This is a genomic window from Prosthecobacter sp. (assembly GCF_014879935.1).
GTDB lineage: Bacteria > Verrucomicrobiota > Verrucomicrobiia > Verrucomicrobiales > Verrucomicrobiaceae > Prosthecobacter.
The window spans coordinates 1-21729 of the sequence record NZ_JACSRD010000240.1 but is presented as its reverse complement, the minus strand read 5'-3'; the positions used below and the strand labels follow the sequence as shown (position 1 = coordinate 21729).

Annotated in this window: 22 protein-coding genes; 13 read left to right on the top strand and 9 right to left on the bottom strand. The window is 60.2% G+C overall.

Annotated features, from left to right (window positions below; genetic code table 11):
- The 6 genes from IAE77_RS27455 to IAE77_RS27430 form a co-directional block, all read left to right on the top strand.
- Window positions 1–206: hypothetical protein (locus IAE77_RS27455; RefSeq protein WP_294233901.1), on the top strand; the 206-nt coding region annotated here is incomplete at its 5' end.
- A 171-nt stretch (window positions 207–377) separates the two neighbouring features.
- Window positions 378–1172, top strand: coding sequence for a penicillin-binding transpeptidase domain-containing protein (locus IAE77_RS27450; RefSeq protein WP_294233897.1), 795 nt, complete (start codon window positions 378–380; stop codon window positions 1170–1172).
- 300 nt (window positions 1173–1472) lie between these two features.
- A complete protein-coding gene (locus IAE77_RS27445; protein ID WP_294233894.1) occupies window positions 1473–2417 on the top strand; it encodes a family 16 glycosylhydrolase in 945 nt (314 codons plus the stop codon).
- 151 nt (window positions 2418–2568) lie between these two features.
- Window positions 2569–5283 (top strand): choice-of-anchor X domain-containing protein, encoded by a 2715-nt coding sequence (locus IAE77_RS27440; protein ID WP_294233893.1) that lies wholly within the window; start codon window positions 2569–2571, stop codon window positions 5281–5283.
- A gap of 43 nt (window positions 5284–5326) precedes the next feature.
- Window positions 5327–6727 carry a sulfatase gene (locus tag IAE77_RS27435; RefSeq protein WP_294233890.1) on the top strand — a complete coding sequence of 467 codons (1401 nt, stop codon included), beginning with the start codon at window positions 5327–5329 and terminating at the stop codon, window positions 6725–6727.
- A gap of 19 nt (window positions 6728–6746) precedes the next feature.
- Entirely contained in the window at window positions 6747–8087 is a 1341-nt protein-coding gene (locus IAE77_RS27430) for a hypothetical protein (protein WP_294233888.1), read from the top strand.
- Window positions 8088–8098: 11 nt separating this feature from the next.
- Here IAE77_RS27430 and IAE77_RS27425 read toward each other — a convergent pair whose 3' ends face one another.
- Entirely contained in the window at window positions 8099–8410 is a 312-nt protein-coding gene (locus tag IAE77_RS27425; RefSeq protein WP_294233885.1) for a DUF3955 domain-containing protein, read from the bottom strand.
- Window positions 8411–8627: 217 nt separating this feature from the next.
- Between IAE77_RS27425 and IAE77_RS27420 the strand changes: the two genes are divergently transcribed.
- A complete protein-coding gene (locus IAE77_RS27420; protein WP_294233882.1) occupies window positions 8628–9992 on the top strand; it encodes a metallophosphoesterase in 1365 nt (454 codons plus the stop codon).
- 9 nt (window positions 9993–10001) lie between these two features.
- Here IAE77_RS27420 and IAE77_RS27415 read toward each other — a convergent pair whose 3' ends face one another.
- Both IAE77_RS27415 and IAE77_RS27410 read right to left on the bottom strand, forming a co-directional pair.
- Window positions 10002–11555, bottom strand: a complete 1554-nt coding sequence (locus IAE77_RS27415; protein ID WP_294233880.1) for an MFS transporter — start codon at window positions 11553–11555, stop codon at window positions 10002–10004.
- 115 nt (window positions 11556–11670) lie between these two features.
- On the bottom strand, window positions 11671–12270 hold the full coding sequence (locus tag IAE77_RS27410; RefSeq protein ID WP_294233878.1) for a carbohydrate-binding family 9-like protein: 600 nt from the start codon (window positions 12268–12270) through the stop codon (window positions 11671–11673).
- 81 nt (window positions 12271–12351) lie between these two features.
- Between IAE77_RS27410 and pgtP the strand changes: the two genes are divergently transcribed.
- On the top strand, window positions 12352–13698 hold the full coding sequence (pgtP, locus tag IAE77_RS27405) for a phosphoglycerate transporter protein PgtP (protein WP_294233875.1): 1347 nt from the start codon (window positions 12352–12354) through the stop codon (window positions 13696–13698).
- Between the two features lie 14 nt (window positions 13699–13712).
- Here pgtP and IAE77_RS27400 read toward each other — a convergent pair whose 3' ends face one another.
- Both IAE77_RS27400 and IAE77_RS27395 read right to left on the bottom strand, forming a co-directional pair.
- A complete protein-coding gene (locus IAE77_RS27400) occupies window positions 13713–14207 on the bottom strand; it encodes a DUF3368 domain-containing protein (RefSeq protein WP_294233872.1) in 495 nt (164 codons plus the stop codon).
- Entirely contained in the window at window positions 14192–14458 is a 267-nt protein-coding gene (locus IAE77_RS27395; RefSeq protein ID WP_294233870.1) for a UPF0175 family protein, read from the bottom strand. The genes IAE77_RS27400 and IAE77_RS27395 overlap by 16 nt, the downstream gene beginning before the upstream one ends.
- A gap of 113 nt (window positions 14459–14571) precedes the next feature.
- On the opposite strand from IAE77_RS27395, the gene glpQ reads away from it, so the two are divergent.
- The 3 genes from glpQ to IAE77_RS27380 are packed head-to-tail and all read left to right on the top strand — an operon-like array spanning window position 14572 to window position 17870.
- Window positions 14572–15513, top strand: coding sequence for a glycerophosphodiester phosphodiesterase (gene glpQ, locus IAE77_RS27390; protein ID WP_294233867.1), 942 nt, complete (start codon window positions 14572–14574; stop codon window positions 15511–15513).
- 15 nt (window positions 15514–15528) lie between these two features.
- Window positions 15529–16443, top strand: a complete 915-nt coding sequence (locus IAE77_RS27385) for a sugar phosphate isomerase/epimerase family protein (RefSeq protein WP_294233864.1) — start codon at window positions 15529–15531, stop codon at window positions 16441–16443.
- 20 nt (window positions 16444–16463) lie between these two features.
- Window positions 16464–17870, top strand: a complete 1407-nt coding sequence (locus tag IAE77_RS27380; protein WP_294233862.1) for an FAD-dependent oxidoreductase — start codon at window positions 16464–16466, stop codon at window positions 17868–17870.
- A gap of 64 nt (window positions 17871–17934) precedes the next feature.
- On the opposite strand, the gene IAE77_RS27375 is transcribed toward IAE77_RS27380, so the two are convergent.
- Window positions 17935–18231, bottom strand: coding sequence for a ribonuclease III domain-containing protein (locus tag IAE77_RS27375; RefSeq protein ID WP_294233859.1), 297 nt, complete (start codon window positions 18229–18231; stop codon window positions 17935–17937).
- Window positions 18232–18352: 121 nt separating this feature from the next.
- On the opposite strand from IAE77_RS27375, the gene tdh reads away from it, so the two are divergent.
- The gene (gene tdh / locus IAE77_RS27370) at window positions 18353–19381 is read left to right on the top strand and encodes an L-threonine 3-dehydrogenase (RefSeq protein ID WP_294233857.1); all 1029 of its coding nucleotides are present in this window, start codon (window positions 18353–18355) and stop codon (window positions 19379–19381) included.
- A 33-nt stretch (window positions 19382–19414) separates the two neighbouring features.
- Here tdh and IAE77_RS27365 read toward each other — a convergent pair whose 3' ends face one another.
- On the bottom strand, window positions 19415–19831 hold the full coding sequence (locus IAE77_RS27365) for an HNH endonuclease signature motif containing protein (RefSeq protein WP_294233852.1): 417 nt from the start codon (window positions 19829–19831) through the stop codon (window positions 19415–19417).
- On the bottom strand, window positions 19828–20175 hold the full coding sequence (locus IAE77_RS27360) for a hypothetical protein (protein ID WP_294233849.1): 348 nt from the start codon (window positions 20173–20175) through the stop codon (window positions 19828–19830). The genes IAE77_RS27365 and IAE77_RS27360 overlap by 4 nt, the downstream gene beginning before the upstream one ends.
- A gap of 54 nt (window positions 20176–20229) precedes the next feature.
- Here IAE77_RS27360 and IAE77_RS27355 point away from each other — a divergent pair, with 54 nt between their 5' ends.
- Window positions 20230–21435: a DUF3472 domain-containing protein gene (locus IAE77_RS27355; protein ID WP_294233847.1), complete on the top strand. Its 1206-nt coding sequence runs from the start codon at window positions 20230–20232 to the stop codon at window positions 21433–21435.
- A gap of 3 nt (window positions 21436–21438) precedes the next feature.
- Here the strand turns inward: IAE77_RS27355 and IAE77_RS27350 are convergent, their stop codons facing one another.
- Window positions 21439–21561 carry a hypothetical protein gene (locus IAE77_RS27350; RefSeq protein ID WP_294233843.1) on the bottom strand — a complete coding sequence of 41 codons (123 nt, stop codon included), beginning with the start codon at window positions 21559–21561 and terminating at the stop codon, window positions 21439–21441.
- Between the last annotated feature and the right edge of the window lie 168 nt (window positions 21562–21729).

The following is a 21729-nucleotide window of genomic DNA, read 5'->3' as shown; positions in this document are numbered from 1 at the left end:
TCCCACGCGGCAACGATGGCAGCAATGGAAGCGACGGCTCCCAAGGCCCACCCGGCGAAATCAGCCAAGTCCAGCTCGACAACGCCATCAGCGGCACGAGTGCGAACACGAACGGTGTGAGCACGCTGGACACCGGCTTTGCCGATCCCGACATGGAAGCCATGCGCCAGAAGCTCAATGAGATGATTCTGAATGGGCGGAGGTAGAGGAAGCCGTGAAACTTTCCACCCGCCTTGACTTTCCATGGCATCCTCGGAGACTCGCGCCGCACGTCCGGCCTTCGCTTGGTCGCATGGGCTTTCAAGAAGCTGAGGTCGGGGATGGTTCACCACATTTTCCTGGAGCCAAACAACGTTAGGTGAATTCACAAAACTCGCGTGAAGCCGACTTACATTCTTTATTTGTGTGTGTGGCTGTGGAGTCATGCATTCGCAGCAGAGACTTCCGTGGAGCGCGACCTCACGGCAGAGTTTGGTTCCTATTCCGGCGCATTCACGCTCTATGACGAGGCGCAGCAGCGTTGGCTACGTTACCAACCCGAACAATGCCGCATCCGCTCATCCCCGTGCTCGACCTTCAAGATTCTCAACTCACTGATTGCTTTGGAGACCGGCGTGGCCAGCGGCGCTGATTTCACCCTGCCTTGGGATGGCACTCGCCGCTCCATCGCGTCCTGGAATCAAAACCAGACTTTGCGGAGCGCTTTTTCCTCGTCCTGCGTTTGGTATTATCAGGCTTTGGCGACGCGCATCGGCTTGGAGCGATACCATCAGATCATACCAAAAGTCGGCTACGGCAACAATGACCTGAAGGGCGGCGTGACCCAATTCTGGCTTCAGAGTTCTCTGACGATTTCGCCTGACGAGCAGGTGGATTTTCTGCGCCGCCTTCACGCCCGCAAGTTGCCCTTTGCCGCCAAGAGTGTGGATACAGTGCTCGACATCATGACGCTCTCGCAAGCTGGGCAGACGGTTTTTCGAGGCAAGACCGGAAGTGCCTTCGACGCGAAAAGGAACGTCCCGAAACTTGGTTGGTTCATCGGTAGCGTGTCCACACCGTCAGGTCTTTATCTTTTTGCTACCCGCATCACCGGTGGCGAGAACCCTTCCGGCATTACCGCCCGCAAGATGACCGAGTCCATACTTTCCACGCTCAACATTCTTCCCAAATGAACCGTCATTTAACAACGCCATCAGCGGCACGAGCGCGAACACGAATAGCGTGAGCACGCTGGGCAGCGACTTTGCCGATCCCGACATTGAGGCCCTGCGTCTGAAGTTGAATGAGATGATTCTCAATGGGCGGAGGTAATGTGACTGCCATTCTCCTCAAGGCTTGACTTGGCTTGTCATGCTTCGTTACTCCGTTTGTCCTGTCTGACCTTCGTTTGGTTTGACTGGCATCCAAGCAAACGGTGGGCGAATCAACTGCGCCCACCATTTATTTTGGATAAACACCGTTCTGGCAAAAAAATGAAACTTCCATCCATCACCTTACCGCTAAGCGTCTTCTTCCTCATTAGTAGCGCTGTTATGTCCCAACTATCGGGACAAACCTCGCAAAATGTCAGGCCCCTCACGGCAGCAGCGGGCGAGAACTGGGTGATCCGGTGGAATCGCTCAGATGACTTCAATGCCAGAGAGGTCGATTGGCGGAAATGGCAGAAGAGCCCCGAGCAGTTCAGTGGCTGGAGATGGGACAATGAGCGAAACGTCACGGCCCAAGATGGGCTGCTGAAGATCACACTCCGCAACGACTCCCCGGCGATGAAAGGAAAGAACGAGAAGGACAGGGAGGGCAGAGCCTACACCTCTGGGATGCTGAAGTCGTATGCTAAGGGAACCAATGGCTACTACGAGGCCCGAATCAAGGGGGCTCCGATGTTTCCAGGAGCAAGCCCCGCCTTCTGGCTTTACAGCACGATCGACGACACAATCACTCAGGCTGGAGAGGCGCGATACAGTGAAATTGACATCGTTGAAATGACGCAGAGGCAATCGCAGAAGGAAGGGAATGAACGCATCACCGACCATAACCTCCACGCTATCTTATCAAACGGAAAGCCGGGGGTGCCGGGACGCGAGTGGCATCGGCCAAACGATGAACGTTTCCGCGAGGCTCAAGCAAACGAATACCGCACGGCGTTCGACCCGAGGACGGATTTTCACACCTACGGATGTAGGGTCGCAACCGACATGATCATTTGGTATGTCGATGGTGTGGAAGTGGGACGGAAGCCCAATAAATTCTGGCATCGACCCATGTCTGTTGCGCTTTCGCTTGGACTGCGCGCACCCTATTTGAAGTGGAAAGACAACAAACTGGTTTTGGATGGGGAGGTTGGTGCTGGCGAATTCCCAACTGAGATGCTCGTGGATTATGTGAGAGTTTGGGAACTCGATGGCAAGTCGGAATAGCAGCAGTCATCTGTGCGCATGGTTCAAGCACAGAAGGCCAGAACAAAGGCGCTGCTGGACAATGCCTTTGCCGACCCCGACATGGAGGCCCTACGGCAGAAGGTGAATGAGATGATCCTGAATGGGCGGAGGTAGCGCGCCGCTGGCGTCGATGTTCACCACAACGAACGCGATCAACACCACCGGCGCGAGCGGCTTCATCGAGTTCTATGTGCAGACACGCGATCTCTTTGCCACGAACAATTGCGGCTGGACGATGCAAGTCTCCTCCGACAACGGTGCGACCTGGAACACGCGACTGAGCGAGGATTGGAACGCTGAAACGGTCTCGCTGAGCAATGTGGTGCTGAACTCCGCCGGCACGGTCGCTGGCAGCACGACGGTGACCTGCGCAAGCACCACCGGCCTCACGACGGGCCGCAGCGTGCTCGCCGCACCGGTGAATGTGACCATCGGCATCACGACTGGCAGTTCCACCGCGACCTGCGCGAACACGACGGGCCTCGTCGAAGGCATGTTCATCACCGCCACGGGCATCCCGAACAACACGCGCATCGGCCCCATCACGGCGAACACATCCTTCGCACTCGTCACCGGCACGACGGCCACTTTGGTGAACGCCACCGCGACGAATGCCGCCGCTGCGGCTGCCGCGAACTACTTCGCCGGCAACGCGACCGTGAGCAGCATCACGAACGCGACCACCTTCGTGCTCAGCACCGCCGCCTATGCGAACACGAGCGCCGCACCCATCGGCACCGCTTTCGCCACGACGGTAAACCACGGCTTCCAGCTCTTCCATTATGATCTCGCGGGCGCGGAACTCGGCACGCAGACGAAGATCCGCTTCCAGGCCACCGGCTACACCGCCACGGCTCCGACTCGCACACCGCGCATCAGCATTGACGACATCGTCATCGCCACCACCGCGCCGCCTCCGACCATCACGCTCGCGATGTTCGACGACGGCCTGCACGGCGATGGCGCAGCCAATGACGGCGTCTGGGGCGCGGCGATCCCCGCGCAGACCGGCGGCACGACGATCAACTTCAAAGTCGTCGCCACCGACAACACGAACGCCAGCTCCACCAGCCCAGGCAGCGGGAACTACCTCTACACCGTGAACAACCTCCTCACCGATGCCACCATCGTCGGCGCGGAGTTCCTCACGCTGCCGAAGTCGGACGGGGTGACCTTGAACCTCATCGCCGCGGTCAATCAGCAGGTCTTTGTCGAATACGGCACGCTTCCCGGCCAATACACGGCCTCCACCACGCCGACGACGTTCAACATCGACAACGCCAAGCCAGAGTTCAAAAACCCGATCCGCATCCCGATCACGGGTTTGCAGCCTGACACCGAGTATTACTACCGCGTGCGTCATCGGAATGTCGGCGCTCCTTTCTACAGCGCCCGTGGCGAGCGCAGCTTCCACACCGCACGGCCTCGCGGCACGACCTTCAGTTTCACCGTCACCGCCGACCCGCACATCGACGTGAACACCGACATGCAGCTCTTCTGGCGTGCGATGCAGAACATCAGCCTCGACCAGCCCGACATCCATCTCGACGTGGGCGACATCTTCATGACCGACAAGCTCGCCGACGGTCTGCTCGGCGTGCCGCCAAAGTGGGGCGGTGGTGTCACCATCAATCAGACGAGCATCAACAACCGCGCGATCATCTTCCGCAATGCCTTCGAGCGTGCCTGCCACAGCATCCCGTTCTTCTTCGGCCTCGGCAATCACGAGGCGGAATACGGCTACCTCTTTACCGCCGCCGCTGACAAGCAGAACAACATCCCCGCCTGGGACCTGAAGGCCCGCAAAGCCTTCTACCCAGCGCCGACGCCCGATACCTTCTACTCCGGCAACCCCACGCCCAAAGACTACACCGGCGGCACGCTCGGCCTGCTGGAGGACTTCTACGCCTTCGAGTGGGGCGAGGCGCTCTTTATCATGCTCGATCCCTTCTGGAACACGATGACCAATCCAAACTCCGCCAACGACGCGTGGCACTGGAGCCTCGGCAAACCCCAGTATGACTGGCTCAAGACCACGCTGCAAAACAGCAGCGCGAGATACAAGTTCGTCTTCATGCACCACATCGTCGGCGGCAGCACGCAGGCAATCATCAACAACGTGCCCACACCGCAGTTCGCCGCTCGTGGCGGCACCGAAGTGAGCGACAAATACGAGTGGGGTGGCAAAAACGCCGACGGCAGTGCCGGTTTCGCCACCAAGCGTCCCGGCTGGGACATGCCGATCCATGACTTGCTCGTGCAAAACAAGGTCAACGTCGTTTTCCACGGCCACGACCACCTCTACGGCTACCAAGTCAAAGACGGCATCGTCTATCTCGAATGCCCGCAGCCCGGCACCCCGAACTACACCAGCCTCGGCAGCGCGGCGGATGGTCAATACGTCAATCTCGGCGCCAACAGCACCAGCTACCTCCTTCCGAATAGCGGCCACATCCGCATCACCGTCGGCCCCGATCAAGCCGTGGCCGACTACGTGCGCAGCTACCGCACCGCCAGCGACCCGATGCCGCCCGATGCCACCAGCGTCTTCAACGACGAAACCCCGACGCGCATCAACCGCAGCATCTCCCACAGCTTCGTCCTCGCCCCGAAAATCAGCCCACCCATCGAAGTCGCCAACGTCGCCCCCGGCCAGGTCGGCCTCCGCTGGAACGCCATCCCGAACAAACCGTATCAAATCCAGTGGAGCACCGATTTGATCAACTGGACCACCATCGACACCCTCACCTTCACCAACACGAACACCAACGCGACTTACACGGACTCGCTGCCTGCCCGCATCAACGGCCAGCGGGCGTTCTATCGCGTGATGTGGAATCCGTGAACCCACCGTATTGAAACAACCGATTCTCCAAGGTCTGCCTATTATGAAACCCATCCTCCTCCTGCTGCTCGCAGCCTCCAGCGCCCTCGCCGCCGCGCCGCCGAACATCCTGTTCATGCTCTCCGACGATCAGGCCTGGAGCGGGCTTTCCTGCCAGATGCACCCGGACATGCCGGACTCGAAAAGCAGCATCGTGCAGACACCGAACATCGCGCGACTCGCGGAGCAGGGCATGCGATTCAGCGCCGCTTATGCGCCCGCGCCGGTGTGCTCGCCGACACGCATCAGTTTGCAAACGGGACGAAATCCCGCGGCGCTCGGGTGGACGAAGGCCGCTCCGGCGGAGCAGGGCCATCGCTTGATCGAAGGCGAGAATCGCAAAAGCATTCGCGAGGACGAAGTCACCATCGGGCAGATGCTGAAGTCGGCGGGTTACGCTACCGCGCACTACGGTAAATGGCATCTTTCCGGCGGTGGACCCGCCGCCCACGGCTACGACGAGAGCGATGGCGACACCGGCAATCAAGACGCCGCGCCGCATCTGCCGCCGAACCCCGTGGACATCTTTGGCATGGGTTCGCGTGCGGTAGATTTCATGAAGCGGAGCCAAGCTGCGGGGAAACCATTCTTCATCCAGATGAGCTACAACGCGCTTCATTATCCCGAGAACGCGACTCCCGCGCTGCTGGAGAAATATCGGAAGCTCGCCTCCGGCAGAGATGACAAGGAAGTTGGACGTGCGGCCATCGCAGAAGACCTCGATCGCGGTGTGGGCGAGCTGCTGGCAAAACTGGATGCCATGGGCCTCTCGAAGAACACCATCGTCATCTACATGTCCGACAACGGCGGCTCGAATCGCCGCACGCTGAATGGCGGCAAAGGCGATGTTTGGGAGGGCGGCATCCGCGTTCCGCTGATCATTCGCGGACCCGGAATCGCGCCAAACTCGTGGTGCCACCAGCGGGTTGTCGGTTACGACTTCTTCCCGACCTTCTGCCGTTGGGCTGGCGTGAAGGCAACACTGCCAAAACAACTCGAAGGCGGCGACATCACACACATGCTCAGCGGGTCTTCCGAACCCGTGAAACGCCCGCGCGAGCCGCTCGTGTTCCATTTCCCGCATTACCAAGGTGACTCACCGCACTCGGCGATCCTCAGCGGAAACATGAAGCTTATTCACTTCTACGAAACGGGTGAACACAGGCTCTTCGACCTCCAAGCCGACATCGGCGAAACCAAGAACCTCGCCGCGGCCAAGCCCGAACTCGCCGCAACACTCGCCAAACAGCTCGCAGATTATTTAAAAGAAGTCGGAGCCGAAATGCCGAAACCAAATCCGAACTACGATCCCGCCAAAGAGCCAGCGAGGAAGGGTGGCGGTGGCGGAAAGGGTGGTGGCAAAGGAAAAGGCAAGGGCGGCAAGAAGCCGATGCAGAACGAATGAGGCGCGCTATCGGCGCGGCATGCACTGGAAACTCGTTTTGCTACTTCCCGTCCTGGCCGCGAACGCGGCGGAGCCCCTGTTTGTCGATGCCAAGGCGGAGGTTTCCGGGCAATGGAAGGGCCGTGAGACTCGCACGCTGGCGTCTTTTGAGGTGCACCCGATGCCGAAGGAGACCTTCACACGCTTCGGTGGATTGTCGGATGACCGGCAGAAGGCCACAGGCTTCTTCCGCGTGGAAAAAATCGGCGAGCGCTGGTGGATGATCGATCCGGAAGGCGGGCGCTTCATTTTCTCAGGTGTTTGCTCGCTGAAGCCGGAAACCAAGCTGGCCGCGAAAGAGCCGTTTGAGCAGCTTTTTGGCTCGAAGGATGCCTGGACTGCCAATACGCTCGATCTGCTTCGTGCGCATGGCTTCAACGGCGGCGGCGGTTTTTCGGATCATGAGACGCTGCGAGCCGCCACACAGCCGCTGCCTTACACGGTGACGCTCGGGCTGATGAGCGGCTTTGGCAGGAAGATCGGCGTCACGCACTCGGAGGCCGGTCACACGGGTTTCGCGGATGATGTCATCCCGGTGTTCGAGCCCGGCTTTGCGGCCTTTTGCGCGGAGGAGTGTCAGAAGAAGCTTTCCGTGATGAAGGATGATCCATGGCTCGTCGGCGTGTTTTCGGACAACGAACTGCCGATCAAGCGCGACATGCTGGACCGGATGCTGAAGCGCGGCGGAGCCACGCAAGCCGCTGCGGAGGCTTTCATGGCCGGAAAAGGCGCGGTGACGGATGATCTGCGGCGCGAGTTTGTGCAGCGGGTGTTTGATGACTACTTCCGCATCACCACGCAGGCCATTCGCAGTGTGCTGCCACGGCATTTGTGCCTCGGTTCGCGTTTCCACGGACCCGCAAAGACGGCGAGCGGCGTGTGGAAGGCCGCGGGCAGGTGGTGCGACGCCATCTCGATGAACTACTACGACCACTGGAGTCCGCAAAAAGAGCATCTGCGCCAGTGGCACGAGTGGTCGGGCAAGCCCTGCCTCATCACCGAGTTCTATGTCAAAGGCATGGACAGTGGCATGGGAAACACCAGCGGTGCGGGCTGGGTGGTGCGCACGCAGGCAGATCGCGGCTGGTTTTATCAAAACTTCACGCTCGCGCTGCTCGAATCGAAAACCTGCATCGGCTGGCACTGGTTCAAATACATGGACAACGACCCGTCCAACACGAAGACGGACGCCTCAAACCGCGACAGCAACAAAGGCATCCTCAACGCCCGTTACGAGCCCTACGCCCCCCTGCTGGAGGCGATGCGCGAGCTGAATTCGCGCATCCATCCGCTGATCCGGCAGTTTGATGCCGAGAAGTGAGGCGCATGTTCTCAGCGCTCCTCAACGGGCGCGGCTTTAGGCGAGAACAGCCCGAGCATCAGCAGCACGATGGTGAGGCTCATGCCAGCGAGATTCAGCAGGCTGCCGGACCCGATCAGGAAGAACGGCTCATGCAGCAAGCCTTGCTGGTCCACCGTCGACCCGATCCATTTGGCCAAAGTGACTAACGACAATCCAATCGTGAGCAAAGCGGCCGTAGTGCGCCAGGTGCGGGGATGCCGTGGCCTCGTGAGGAAGGAGTTTCGCAGGGCGAGGAGCCAGCAGAGGACGAAGGTCAGGAGGAAGAGGTCGGGCAGATGCATGGGGTTCGGTTGAGTTGGAGGTGGTGATGAGATGGCTGCAAGGGTGCAGCACGCGAGATGCTGCCGTGGCCCCGTGAAGGACTGTTGAAGCCTCGATGAAAAGTCGGTGAAAACATTCTGCCTTCCTTTCGCCGTGGCCTCGGCACCTTGACGGTTTGCTGACAATTTCGCACACCGCCCTTGATGCTTCGCTGACAGCCGCGCGTATGCTCATCCCATGAAAATGCGCCCTCCGCTGCTGCTTGCCTTGCTGCCCTTGTTTCTCATCGCCGCCGTGCAGGAGGAGAAACCAAAGGGCGGCGCAGGCCAGGGCGGCCAGGTCGAGCCCGCCGTGGTGCCGCCGTATCTGTTCAACGTGTGGCTTTGCAGGCCAGGAGCCGAGTCGGTGACCATCAGCGTGCTCGCTTGGGATGAAATGGAGGCCTTCATCGAGTATGGCTACGGATTGAAGACCGCAGCCGTCAAACTGAAGGCCAGTGAGCCGCAAAACATCGTGCTGAGCGGCTTGAAGCCCGACAAGAGCTACAACTACCGCCTTACCTATCGCCGCGCGGGTGGCGAGGCGGTTCAGGATGCGATGCGGAGTTTTCACACGCAGCGGAAGGCCGGGTCGAAGTTCTCCTTCGTCATGCAGGCAGACTCGCACCTCGACAACAACACCGATGTGCGCGTTTACCAGCAAACGCTGGCCAACATGCTGGCCGACAAGCCCGATTTCATGATCGACCTCGGCGACACAACGATGGTGGACAAGTTTGGCCGCTTCTACACGCGCTCCGAGTCACAATACAAAGCGCAGCGCTACTACATGGGCCGGATCGCGCACAGCGTGCCCATTTTCATGGTCTTGGGCAATCACGACGGCGAGCGCGCCAGCGATCCAGAGATGTCGGATTGGTCCATCAAACAGCGCCACACCTATTTCCCGAACCCCACCGATGGAAACGACAAGCACAGCTACTTCGCCTTCGAGTGGGGAAACGCGCTCTTCATCGGTCTCGATCCGTTTTGGTCCACCATGCGGCGCGGAGCCTCCGGCTGGGACATGACGCTCGGTGAAACGCAGTATCGCTGGCTCACGAAGACGCTCACCAGCAGCAAGGCCGCGATGCGCTTTGTCTTCATCCATCATCTCGTCGGCGGCTTGGGCCGCGATGTGCGCGGCGGAGCCAAACCAGCCGCCTACATGGAATGGGGCGGCAAAAACGCCGACGGCAGCGAAGGCTTCAAACAAAACCGCCCCGAATGGGAAATGCCGCTGCATCATCTATTCTTGAAGAATGGCGTGAACATCGTCTTCCACGGCCACGACCATCTTTTCGTCAAAGAAGAGCTCGACGGCATCATTTACCAGGAAGTCCCTCAGCCCGGTCATCCGAGCGGCGGCACCCGCAGCGCCGAAGAATACGGCTACGGCGGCGTCATCCTCGGCAGCAGCGGCCACGTGCGAGTCACCGTGAGTGAAAACGAAGCCAAAGTGGACTACGTGCGCAGCATCGTGCCCGGCGTGACACGCTCCGATCTCGAAAACGGCGCGGTGGAGCACAGTTACGAGATCAAATCACGCATGAGACGCGATTGATGCTTTGTGCTACTCCTTTCCTTCTTCCTTCATGCGAATGAAGGGGCGTAGCACGAGGAGCAGCAGCGGGGCCATCAGGACAAGGCCGCCGACGATGCTCCACATGGTCACGGTGTCACGGGGACCTTCCGCAGGGCAGTAACGAGTGAGGAGCCAGCTAAAGACGGCCCCGGTGGTGATCTTGCCCATCAGCAGTGGCACGGCGGAGAGCGCGGCGTAACTGGCCTCCTGGCCTTTTGGCGCGATGGAGACGGCGTATTCATAGACGCGCGGCGAATAAAAAGCCTCGCCAACCGAGAAGACAACCTGCCAGAGCACCACGGTGAGGAAGAGCGGGTGCGCCGCGCCCTGCCAGTCGAAGTAACCGCGGATCACCCATTGCCCGAGCGGCCCATCGGCAAGGCCCTGGAAGACCGACTGCGGCAGGGCAAGAAAGACAAAGGATGCCGCTGTGATGAAGCCCCCGAAGATCACCATCGGATATGCGGGGACCTTCCGCGTCAGGATGCCCGCGATGGGCGCGAGGATGAGGATGAGCACGCTGTTCACCGCGTTCGCACGTCCCGCACGTTTGCCGCCTTCGACGCCGAGCTCGCGTTCGAGGAAGGTCGGAAGCACGCCGTCCATGATGCTGAAGACGATTTTGAGCAGCCCGATCACCGCGAGGAACATCAGCAGGCGATGAAAGCCGGGATGACGCAGCAGCATCATGAAAAGTCGCGCGGACTCGCTGACCGCACTGCGGACGGTGAGCTTTCGCATAGGCGTGTCCTCGGCTCCCAGACCGCGCTCGCGGAGCAGCAGGAGCAGCGGAAGCATGAAGAGCTCGATGCCGCCACTCACCGCGAAAAGCACGCGCTGGATGCTGTAGTCACCGCCAAAGAGGTGAATCGTGGAGCCGCCTCCACCACCCTGCTTGATGCCGTCAAAGATGAAGTAGCCGGCCATGAAGCCGAGGTTCAGGAGCGCATAAAAGACGGAGAACGCCACGCTGCGCTGCTCCGCAGTGCTGAACTTGCGTGTCGCCGCCACGAGCACCGGCGTGCACAGCGCCTCGCCCACAGCCACAGGGATCAGGCCGGCCGTTAGCGCCAGCCACGGATTGGACACGGACATCATGATGACGCGTGCCGTCACGGCCAGCGTCACGCCGATCGCCAGCGTGGGCCGCAGGCCGATCGCATCCGTGATCGAACCCGCGAGCAGTGTGCAACTGGACATCATGAGCCCCAGCAGCAGGTAGCCGAACTGCGCATCCGAGTCGCTCATGCCGCAGTCCTTCATGAGGTAGGAGACCATCACCACCATCATGATCTTGTAGCCGGTGACGCTGAGCAGTTTCAGTCCAAACGTCACCCAAAGGCCGGCGGGAGCGCCGCGCAGATTCGCGATGGCATACAGGCCGATGCCAAAGGTGGCTCCGCCAATGACCCAGCCTGCCACGATGCCGAGGCTGAGCTTGGCCATCGCCATCCAGCCCACGGCCCAGCAGAAAAGAGCGAGCACGCCGCCGCGAAGCACGAGCGGCAGAAACGGTTGAGCGGGAGGTGCTGAGTCTGGCATGGTGAGAGGGGAGCCAGCATTGCGCAACTGGTCAAGCGTCTTGGTCTTGTAAGTCGAAACATAAGTCGAAACCGGTCTTCCCCGGCCCGCGGGTCGGGAAGCGAACCCAGCAAGGTCATTCGCAGCATGCGAATTCCAGCACCCCAAAGCTCGCCGGCACATGAAAATCCGGCTTTTCCGTGCCGGGATCCACCCACGGCATCCAGCCCATGTGCACACTGCCATCCGGCTTGTGATGAAACTCCGCGCGATACAGCCCCGCGAACATCTCGCGGCCGCGCAGCACGCCGAGATCACGCAGCACCGGCAGCGGGATGCTTCCGCTCACCGTGTAACCGCCTTCGCGAATCTCCGGCTGCAAAACGAGACCCTCACAGCTCCAGCTCCAATCAATCTCGCGATAAAACTTCGCCGCGTAATCCGCCACATCACCCCGCGGACTCATTTCGAGGCCAAAGTAGCGTTCCAGGCTCAAATCCGTCGCGAAGAAGATCTCCACGCGATCCGCTCCCAGCGCCCGCTCCTTCGCCGTCGGGCCATCCGGCAGCACCAAGTCGTCATCCACACAGTCGAAACGAAAGCGAAACACCTCGCCATCATGCATCGCCCGAAACTCGGTCTTCGGCGCAGGCCGATCCTCCCACGGAAAGGTGAATTCCGTGAGCAAATCGGCTTCAGACCAGTTCGTTGCGTTTTGGACGTGGTAGCGTTTCATGTGTGAGCAGTGGCACGAATGCACGGGGGCGACAAGACATGGATTGACGCCCATGCGGCTCCTCTGTCAGCATGGCCGTTTATGTTCGCTTTTCTCAAACCCGCCCCGCATGCGCCGCGTCTGCCGGAGGCTCAAATCGACCCGGTTTATCGTCGTCTTCGGCTCCAGGTCTTTGCGGGCATCTTTTTCGGCTACGCGGCCTACTACCTCGTGCGGAAAAACTTCTCGCTCGCCATTCCAGACATCCTCAAAGACTACCCGCAATACTCGAAGGCCGAGCTGGGTACCGTGGGAACCGCTCTTTCCTTCGCTTACGGCTTCTCAAAGTTTCTCATGGGGAGCATCTCGGACCGCAGCAATCCTCGTTGGTTCCTTCCGCTCGGATTGCTGCTTTCATGCGCAGTGTTGATGGTCTTCGGCTTGGTGAAGGAGGTGTATCTCTCCCTCACCGTCATGATTGTCCTCCAAGCACTCAACGGCTGGTTCAACGGCATGGGTTGGGCTCCATGTGGCAAAACCTTGGCTCATTGGTTCAGCGTCAAAGAGCGTGGAACTGCGCTTTCGATCTGGAATGTCGCTCACAACGTCGGCGGAGCACTCGTGGCCACCATCGCGCTTTGGGGCGTGACGATGTTTCACGACTGGGGCGCGAAGTTTTACTTCAACGCGATGGTTTCCACCGCTGTGGCTATCGCTGCGTTCATCTTGATTCGCGACACGCCGCAAAGCTGCGGCCTGCCGCCGATCGAGGAATACAAGAACGACTACCCGCCGAACTACAGCGCCGAGCACGAGCGCACCTTCACCTTCCGCGAGATCTTTTTCGGCCACGTTTTCAACAACAAGCTCCTGTGGGCCATCGCCACCGCGAACGCCTTCGTCTATTTCGTGCGCTACGGCGTCGTGGACTGGATTCCGACCTATTTGCAGACGGCGAAGAATTTTTCGTTTCAGCAATCGAGCACGGCCTGGGCCTGCTTTGAATGGTCTGCGGTGCCGGGCACCATTTTGTGCGGATGGATGTCTGACAAGGTCTTCAAATCCCGCCGTGCTCCCGCGACCATACTTTTCATGATCCCGACGCTGCTCGGCCTCATCGCCTACGGCCTGAATCGCAATGGGCCGCTGTGGATCGATGTCACCGCGCTCATCACCATCGGCTTTTTCATTTACGGCCCGGTGATGCTCATCGGCCTGCAAGCGCTCGACATGGTGCCCAAAAAGGCCGCCGGCACCGCCGCGGGCTTCACGGGCTTCTTTGGCTATGTTTTCGGCAGCGCCTTCGCCGGCACCGGCGTCGGCTGGATCGCCGATCACTGGGGCTGGGGTGGTGTGATCGTCACGATGGGCATCTGCTGTGTGCTCACGATGGTCTTCAGCGCCCTGACACTCGGACACAAAGCCGAGAGCGCGGCAGCGGGAGAATGATGAGAGCTGGTCGGCTATTCCGCTGCATCTCGCAACACACGCTCAACCAGACGATCCGAAATCCAGAAGCGGGCGCGGATTCGCAGTTCGTCTATCAATGGCTTGATCGCGGTGATCAAGCCACGCTGTTTGGCCTCGGCCAGACAGCCCAGCGTTCCGGTGAATAGAAGGCCGTTGCTCGTCGCAAACTCTCTTGCGGCCAGATCATCGAGCAGCAGAAGCGAACCCGGATGCTCCATGGCAAGGGCCAGACATTCGGCTTCACCAGGGTGCAACCGACTCGCCAGGCTCTTGACGAGCAGCCGGTCTTCCGGCGCAGCTAATTCAATAAACGGAAGAGAGGGAACTTGGGCAGCTTTCGGGAAAAGAGACGACTTTTCCGTGAGCTCGGCTCTCACGGCAGGCGGAATGACCAGTGAACCAAACAACCCCTGCAGAACATCCAAACACCCAATCTCGGCGAAATTGATGAGCGGTGTGGTGTTCGAAATGATCAGCGGCTTCTCCATGCGGCGAGATTGCTCAAATCTTGATCGAGATCAGGCTCATCGAGCGGCTGCTGGATGCCGCGCTCGCCGAGCATGTGCTGAAACTCGGCCTTGGTCATGCCTGCCATCCTGCAGGCGGAGGCCCCCGAGAGAACCCCATCCGAAAACAACGCCGCAGCCAGTCGCCGACACAACTCCTGCTGAAGCTGCCGGGGTGGGATGCGCACGCCGATCAAGGACTCGGCTGGCAAGGAAAGCGTCATGGTTTGCATGCGGGAAGAATATCCATGCGGAGTCTGAAAGTCACCGCAAATCTCACGGCTCTCCGAAGCCAAATCGACATTCTCAGGCTGGAACGGGTCAACGAGGACGTTTTGAAGAGACCATGAAACGACTTGGACTTTACCTCTTCACGTTCGCCACTGCCGCCGCGCAGCCGGTCACCATCGCGCATCGCGGGGCCAGCGGATATGTGCCGGAGCACACGCGGGAGGCGAAGGTCATGGCGCATGCGCAGGGCGCGGAGTTCATCGAGCAAGATGTCGTTTTGAGTAAAGATGACGTGCCGGTGGTGCTGCATGACATTCATCTCGATACCACGAGCGATGTCGCCACGCGCTTCCCGGATCGCAAACGGGCCGATGGACGCTACTACGCGCTCGATTTCACGCTCGCGGAGCTGCGGCAGCTTTCGATGCACGAGCGCTTGGATCACAAAACGGGCAAGCAGGCCTACCCGAAGCGTTTTCCGGCCACGACGGGCGGTTTTCGCATCCTGACGCTCGACGAGGAGCTGGAGTTGATCGCCGGGCTGAATCACAGCACCGGTCGCGTCGCGGGCATCTACCCGGAGATCAAGCAACCCGCCTGGCATCGCCAGGAAGGCCACGACATCAGCCCCATCGTGCTGCGGGTGCTCGCGAAGCATGGCTACACCTCGAAAGAGCACGCGTGCTACCTGCAATGCTTTGAACTCGATGAAGTGAAGCGTTTGCGCAGCGAGCTAGGCTGGAAGGGACGGCTGATTTTTCTCATGGGCGGCAAAACGAAGGCGGACTTGTCTGAGGTGGTAAAAATCGCGGACGGAATCGGTCCGGCGATCAGCAGCATTGTCTCCAGCACGACTGTCACCGATTTGACCTCACAAGCGCATGCGCTCGGTCTCGCCGTGCATCCCTACACGCTCCGCGTCGATGATCTGCCGAAGGGCATCTCCTCCTCCGAAGAGCTCATGCGGCTGCTTTTTGACGAAGCGAAGGTCGATGCGCTCTTCACCGATTTTCCGGATGTGACGGTGAATTGGCTGAAGAAGACGAAAAGCCGCTGACGTAGTGGATTCGCCATGATCCGCTCTTTTTCCAACCGTCGTCAGTTTCTTCGTCAGGCCTCGATTCTCGCCGCAGGAGCCGTTTGGCCGCTGCGCGAGACTTTTGCCGCTCCTGACGTGCCGAATGCGCTCGCGGGTCGTCTTTATAAGACTCTCAAAGTCGGCATGATCAAAGGCGGGGCGAATCTCACGGAGAAATTCAAGATCGCGAAGGAAGCGGGCTTCAAAGGCGTGGAGATGGGCTTTCCCGGCAACGACGTGGCGGAGACGAAGAAGGCCATCGCCGAAAGCGGCCTGCCGGTGGACGGCAGCGTGTGCGGCGAGCACTGGAGCGTGCGCCACACGAGCGCGGATGCCGCCACGCGGGCGAAGGCGCTCGAAAATCTCAAGCAGGCGCTGCGTGACACGCGCGAGGTGGGCGGGCACAGCGTGCTGCTCGTCGTCGGCAAGGGCGAGGACGGACCGGAGAATGAAATCTGGCCGCGCAGCGTGGAAAATATCGCCAAGGCCGTGCCGCTGGCAGCGGAGCTCGGTGTGCAGATCGTCATCGAGAACGTGTGGAACCAGTTCTGCTACGACCACAGCGGCGGCAGCGACCAGAAGGCGGACAAGTTTGTGAAGTATGTGGACGAGTTCCGCTCGCCGTGGGTTGGCATGCAGTTCGACATCGGCAACCACTGGAAATACGGCAGCATGGGCGACTGGATCCGCCAGCTCGGCCACCGCGTGCTGAAGCTCGATGTGAAGGGCTTCTCCCGTGCCCAAAACAAATTCACGCCCATCGGCGAAGGCGACATCGACTACGCCGACGTGCGCAAGGCGCTCATCGAGATCAATTTCCACGGCTGGCTCGCCGCCGAGGTCGCCGGTGGCGATCTCGACTACCTCAAAGGTGTGTCCGCCCAGATGGACACGGCGTTTGGACTGTGATTGAATCACCTCATCTCATCATGGAACCGTCCACTCACGCCAAACGCCGCTCTTTTCTCCGCGCCGCCTTTTCCGGCGCTCTTGTCACGCCGGGCATCATGAATGCTCAGCAGGTCGAAAAGGCCATCGCAGGCCAGTTTCATGAGGAAGCACGGGATTTGCCACTGGTGGATGACGTGGACGTCATCGTGTGCGGCGCGGGACCTGCGGGCATCGCTGCGGCGATAACGGCAGCACGTGCCGGGGCCAAGGTGCGTGTGTTTGAATGGCGTGGCTGCCTCGGTGGCGTGTGGACGGCGGGGTTGCTCGGCTACTTGCTCGATTTCGACAAACCGGGCTTCAATCAAGAGCTTCTCAAACGTCTCGATGAGCGCGAGATGCGGCGCGGCACGAGCAAAGGCAGCGTGGTGTATGAACCGGAGGGCATGAAGCTGCTGTTGGAAGAGATGTTTGTGGAAGCGGGCGTGAAATTCCAGCTCCACACCCGCGTGAGCGCCGCGTATCGTGAAGGCCAGCGCCTCACCACGATCGTCACCGAATCGAAAAGCGGGCGACAGGCCTGGCGTGCGCCCGTTTTCATCGACACCACCGGCGATGGCGATCTCGGCGCACTCGCTGGATGCGCTTTCGAGTATGGCGAGTCCGATTCGTGCCCCTGCCAGCCGATGTCGCTGAATGCGCTGCTCGTTTGCAAAGATGCGGCCGCTTTGGCTCCCTACATTCACAAGTCCGATCCCAGCAAGGCCGACGGCATCGCCAAGGATGCACTGCTGAAGGAAATCGAGCGCACCGGGCACTTCCCGTCCTACTCGAAGCCGACGCTTTGGCAGGTGCGGGACGATTTGCTGCTCGTAATGATGAATCATCAATACGGCGTGCCGTGCTTTGACGCCGCGAAGATCACCGAGGCCACCGTGCAGGCCCGCGCGGAGATGCACAAGATCGTGAATGGCCTGCGCAAACTCGGCGGCCCGTGGGAAGGCCTGCAAATCGCCGCCACCGCCGAGCAAATCGGCGTGCGCGACGGCCGCCGCATCAAAGGCCGCTACGTCGTGAACAAGGACGATGTCATCGCCGGCGCCCGCTACGACGATGCCGTCGTGCGCGCGACCTTCAGCGTGGACATCCACGCGCTGAGCGCGGAGCACAACAAGAAAGCCGCCTATCACAACGCCGGCATCAAAACGAAGCCCTACGACATCCCACTGCGTGCGCTCATCGCCAAAGACGTCGATGGCCTCATGATGGCCGGCCGCAACATCAGCGGCGATTTCATCGCGCATGCCAGCTACCGCGTGACGGGTAATTCCGTGGCGATGGGTGAAGCAGCTGGCATCACCGCAGCGCTCGCAGCTTTGTCCAAACGCCTGCCGCATGAGGTCGAGTGGAAGGAAAGCGCGGCGAAGCTGGCAGCGCTAAGGGCATAGGGCGGAGAGCAAAGAGTCGCTCCATCTCCATCGCGTGCCTTGAAGCGACTCGACGCCCTTTGCCTTAAGCTCTACGCGCTCTCTTCGCCTCCTGCTTCACAAACAGCGGCTCCAATGTGTCGCGAATCCACGTGAACGCGGCTTCGAGGCCTTCCTGCTGATAGATGACGCCGATCTGGGCCTCGACCTCGGTGGGATTGCCGTGGCAGGAAAGGAACTGGTTGCAGGTGAAGCGCGTCTTCATCTCCGCATCCACTTTGCCATGCGTGCGCAGGATGTGGGAGCGCACATAGAGCTCCAGCACGGCGTCGCCGATCCACGCGTTCTCGCGCGTGCGCTGGATGAGGTCAGGGGTGGTCATTCGATCATCGTTACGGTGGCTTTGAAGGTGTGCAATGCATTCGCAGGCCGACGCGGCGACAAAGCGTAAAAAATCGCACTTGCCAATATCCCAGACACGCGTCCAATATACCGTCACAACCATGAAAGCACTCGTCAAAGCCAAAGCGGAGCGCGGACTCTGGCTCCAGGATGTCCCGGAGCCACAGGTCGGCATCAATGATGTCCTCATCAAGGTCCGCAAAACCGGCATCTGTGGCACGGACCTGCACATCTATAAATGGGATGCCTGGGCGCAGAAGACGATCCCGGTGCCGATGGTCGTAGGGCATGAGTTCGTCGGCGAGGTCGTCGCGGTCGGCAGCAATGTGAATGACTTCCATCCCGGCGAAATCGTCAGCGCCGAAGGCCATGTCGTCTGCGGCCGATGCCGCAACTGCCTCGCCGGACGCCGTCACCTTTGCAAAGACACCGTCGGCATCGGCGTGAACCGCACCGGGGCCTTCGCCGAATACATCAGCGTGCCGATGACGAACGTCTGGCATCATCGCGATGGCGTGGACGAGGAGGTGGCGAGCATTTTCGATCCGTTCGGCAACGCCGTGCACACCGCGCTGGCTTTTGAATGCATGGGCGAGGACGTTTTGATCACCGGAGCCGGCCCCATCGGCATCATGGCTATTCCCGTCGTCAAACACGCCGGCGCACGTCACGTCGTCATCACCGATGTGAACGACTACCGCCTCGATCTCGCTCGAAAAATGGGCGCGACGCGTGCGGTGAACGTGAAGCACGAAACCATCGCCGACGTGCAAAAGCAGCTCGGCATGAAGGAAGGCTTCGACGTCGGGCTGGAGATGAGCGGCAACGCCACCGCCTTTCGCGACATGATCGACAACATGTGCCACGGCGGCAAGATCGCCATGCTCGGCATCCCCAGCGAGCCCATCGCCATCGACTGGAACAAGGTCATCTTCAACATGCTCACCATCCACGGCATCTACGGCCGCGAGATGTATGAGACCTGGTATCAGATGAGCGTCATGCTCGAAAGCGGCGTGAACATCGCCCCTGTCATCACCCACCGCTTCCACTACACCGACTTCGAACAAGGCTTCGCCGCCATGGAAAGCGGCAACTGCGGCAAAGTCGTGCTCGACTGGTCAGCGTAGGACAAAAGCATGAAACCCGCGAATACCAGCCTCTCACGCAAACCGTCGCCCAGCCTCCATCAGCATGCTGCGGAGCCGCACGCGCTCGGGAGCATTCAGGCGCAGCGTGTTGACCGTGGCGCGTCCTCGCGGCGTGCGAGGCTCGATCTCGGCTCCGAGAAAGCGAAAGTGGCTGCTCCAGTCATCCAGTCGCGGATGAAACAGCACCTCGACCGCGCCGGTCAGCGGATCAATGCCAGCGAGGTTGGGGCCTTTGAGCCGGTTGCACTGAAAACAGGCCAGACAGAGGTTTTCCTCTACCGTCTGTCCACCATGCTGCTCCGCCACGACATGATCGACCTCGTGCGCGAACAGCACCTCGTCCTCATGGATGCTGCAATACTCGCAACATCCGGCTGCACGCTCCGCCACCAGCCTGCGCAGAGCCGCGCTGATGCGCGTCGTGCTCATGCCGACTGCGGAAGTTTCTTGCGGGCCTCGGCTTTCAAAATGGACACCAGCGAGTCGAGCTGGGCCAGTTCATCGAGCTCGGCGGCCTCTTCAGGCGCGAGCCGACCTGCGGTGTTCTTCTCCAACAAATCACGACTGCGCTCCGCAAACTGCGCCGAGGGCTTGAAAGTCACGATGGCCGCCGGAGAAGGTCCGCTGGCGAGAAACTCGATCACCTCCCGGCCTGCACCTGCCGTGGCGGCCCACATGCCGCGCAGCCCACGCTCTAAAATGGAAACAAGCTGCCCCGGCTCGGTCGGCAGCCGTTTTGCCACGGATTCGGGTAGGTCGAGAGTGACTTGCATGTGCTTAGTTTGATGTCTCGCTGCCCAAATTCCAACCTGTTTCTTTACCGCTTCATGAACCTACGCCTCCTTGCCCTCTTTCTCATCGCATCGTTCGCCCGCGCTGAAATTAACGTCCCAGCCTTCACCGCCTACACCGAGCCCGACTTCCGCGGCGTCGAGATTTCGAAGGGAAAAGGCCTCAGCGGCTGGAAGGACGCCAAACAACGAGTGCTGTGGTTTGGCGAGATCAAAACGCCCGGCAAGCTCACCGCCGCGCTTCACGTGCAGGGCGACGAAGGCCGCGTTTTGAGCCTCAAAGTCGGCGAAACGAGCCGCGAAGCCACCGTGGCGAACGGAACGGCTTCGTTTGGTGAATTCGACATCGCGAAGGCTGGTTACGTGAAGTTTGAACTGACCTCCAAAGAGGGCTGCAAAGGCATCATCGAGGCTCTCGTGCTCGATGGACCCGCGACGCAGGACGCGCACTTCAATCTCGAACCGCGTCGCAATGCCTCCTCGGTGCATTTGATGTATCCGACGCCGAAGGACGAAAAGATCGCGCTCTTCTACAACGAGGTCACCGCCGTCGAGGAGCCGCTTTACACCTTCTACATGGCCTGCGGCTTCTCGCGCGGCTACTTTGGCATGCAGATCAATTCTGAGACGGAGCGCCGCATCATCTTCTCCGTGTGGGACGCGGGCAACGGCACCAACGCCATCGACCGCTCCACCGTCTCGAAAGATGATCAGACGCAACTCCTCGCCAAAGGCGAAGGCGTCGAAGCGAGCGTCTTCGGCCACGAAGGCACCGGCGGGCACTCGCATCTCGTTTATCCATGGAAAACCGTCCAGGCGCAGAAGTTTGTCGTCGCCGTGAAGCCCGAGGGCGATCACACGACCTACAGCGGCTACTGGTTCCATCCAGAAAAACAAAGCTGGATGCTCATCGCGAGCTTTAGGGCACCGAAAGACGGCAACTACCTGCGCGGCCTGCATTCCTTCAGCGAAAACTTCGGCGGTCAAAACGGCCACCAGCAGCGCAAAGCTCTATACGGCCCGCAATGGATCGCCAACGCCGATGGCAAATGGACCGAGCTCACCACCGCGAAGTTCAGCCACGATCCCACCGGCAAAGCTCATCGCCTTGACCGCTTCATGGGCGTCGAAGCCGGCCAATTCTTCCTCTCGCACGGCGGCTTCGTCGAAGGCTTCACGAAATACGGCGAGCCGTTTGATCGAGCCGCGACGAATCAGCCGCCCGTCTTTAAATTGCCTTAACCACTACTTGGGCAGAGCAACTTCCTTGCTCAACTGGTGATGGTAGAAGGCCGGGATGTAGTCGCTCTCCTTCATCCGCGAGGCTAAGGGAGGACAGCTTACGCCGGAGGGCGTGACTGACTTCATGCGTTGATTAGTTCACGCAGGCGTTTGCGGGCGCGGTGGAGGGCGACGCGGGTGGCGGGGGACGTTGGTTGTGATGTACGCTCGGGTTTGTCTTCGAGAATGGGACCAACGCGTTGCCAGATGATGGGCTTGAGTTCTTGGCGGAGGGTTTGCAGGGCGATGTGGAGG

What these genes read in the sequence shown, in the direction of transcription:
- IAE77_RS27445 (WP_294233894.1), top strand. Translation starts at nt 1,473, where the DNA reads ATGAAACTTCCATCCATCACCTTACCGCTAAGCGTCTTCTTCCTCATT.
- IAE77_RS27440 (WP_294233893.1), top strand. Translation starts at nt 2,569, where the DNA reads ATGTTCACCACAACGAACGCGATCAACACCACCGGCGCGAGCGGCTTC.
- IAE77_RS27435 (WP_294233890.1), top strand. Translation starts at nt 5,327, where the DNA reads ATGAAACCCATCCTCCTCCTGCTGCTCGCAGCCTCCAGCGCCCTCGCC.
- IAE77_RS27430 (WP_294233888.1), top strand. Translation starts at nt 6,747, where the DNA reads ATGCACTGGAAACTCGTTTTGCTACTTCCCGTCCTGGCCGCGAACGCG.
- IAE77_RS27425 (WP_294233885.1), bottom strand. Translation starts at nt 8,410, where the DNA reads ATGCATCTGCCCGACCTCTTCCTCCTGACCTTCGTCCTCTGCTGGCTC.
- IAE77_RS27420 (WP_294233882.1), top strand. Translation starts at nt 8,628, where the DNA reads ATGAAAATGCGCCCTCCGCTGCTGCTTGCCTTGCTGCCCTTGTTTCTC.
- IAE77_RS27415 (WP_294233880.1), bottom strand. Translation starts at nt 11,555, where the DNA reads ATGCCAGACTCAGCACCTCCCGCTCAACCGTTTCTGCCGCTCGTGCTT.
- IAE77_RS27410 (WP_294233878.1), bottom strand. Translation starts at nt 12,270, where the DNA reads ATGAAACGCTACCACGTCCAAAACGCAACGAACTGGTCTGAAGCCGAT.
- pgtP (WP_294233875.1), top strand. Translation starts at nt 12,352, where the DNA reads ATGTTCGCTTTTCTCAAACCCGCCCCGCATGCGCCGCGTCTGCCGGAG.
- IAE77_RS27400 (WP_294233872.1), bottom strand. Translation starts at nt 14,207, where the DNA reads ATGGAGAAGCCGCTGATCATTTCGAACACCACACCGCTCATCAATTTC.
- IAE77_RS27395 (WP_294233870.1), bottom strand. Translation starts at nt 14,458, where the DNA reads ATGCAAACCATGACGCTTTCCTTGCCAGCCGAGTCCTTGATCGGCGTG.
- glpQ (WP_294233867.1), top strand. Translation starts at nt 14,572, where the DNA reads ATGAAACGACTTGGACTTTACCTCTTCACGTTCGCCACTGCCGCCGCG.
- IAE77_RS27385 (WP_294233864.1), top strand. Translation starts at nt 15,529, where the DNA reads ATGATCCGCTCTTTTTCCAACCGTCGTCAGTTTCTTCGTCAGGCCTCG.
- IAE77_RS27380 (WP_294233862.1), top strand. Translation starts at nt 16,464, where the DNA reads ATGGAACCGTCCACTCACGCCAAACGCCGCTCTTTTCTCCGCGCCGCC.
- IAE77_RS27375 (WP_294233859.1), bottom strand. Translation starts at nt 18,231, where the DNA reads ATGACCACCCCTGACCTCATCCAGCGCACGCGCGAGAACGCGTGGATC.
- tdh (WP_294233857.1), top strand. Translation starts at nt 18,353, where the DNA reads ATGAAAGCACTCGTCAAAGCCAAAGCGGAGCGCGGACTCTGGCTCCAG.
- IAE77_RS27365 (WP_294233852.1), bottom strand. Translation starts at nt 19,831, where the DNA reads ATGAGCACGACGCGCATCAGCGCGGCTCTGCGCAGGCTGGTGGCGGAG.
- IAE77_RS27360 (WP_294233849.1), bottom strand. Translation starts at nt 20,175, where the DNA reads ATGCAAGTCACTCTCGACCTACCCGAATCCGTGGCAAAACGGCTGCCG.
- IAE77_RS27355 (WP_294233847.1), top strand. Translation starts at nt 20,230, where the DNA reads ATGAACCTACGCCTCCTTGCCCTCTTTCTCATCGCATCGTTCGCCCGC.
- IAE77_RS27350 (WP_294233843.1), bottom strand. Translation starts at nt 21,561, where the DNA reads ATGAAGTCAGTCACGCCCTCCGGCGTAAGCTGTCCTCCCTTAGCCTCG.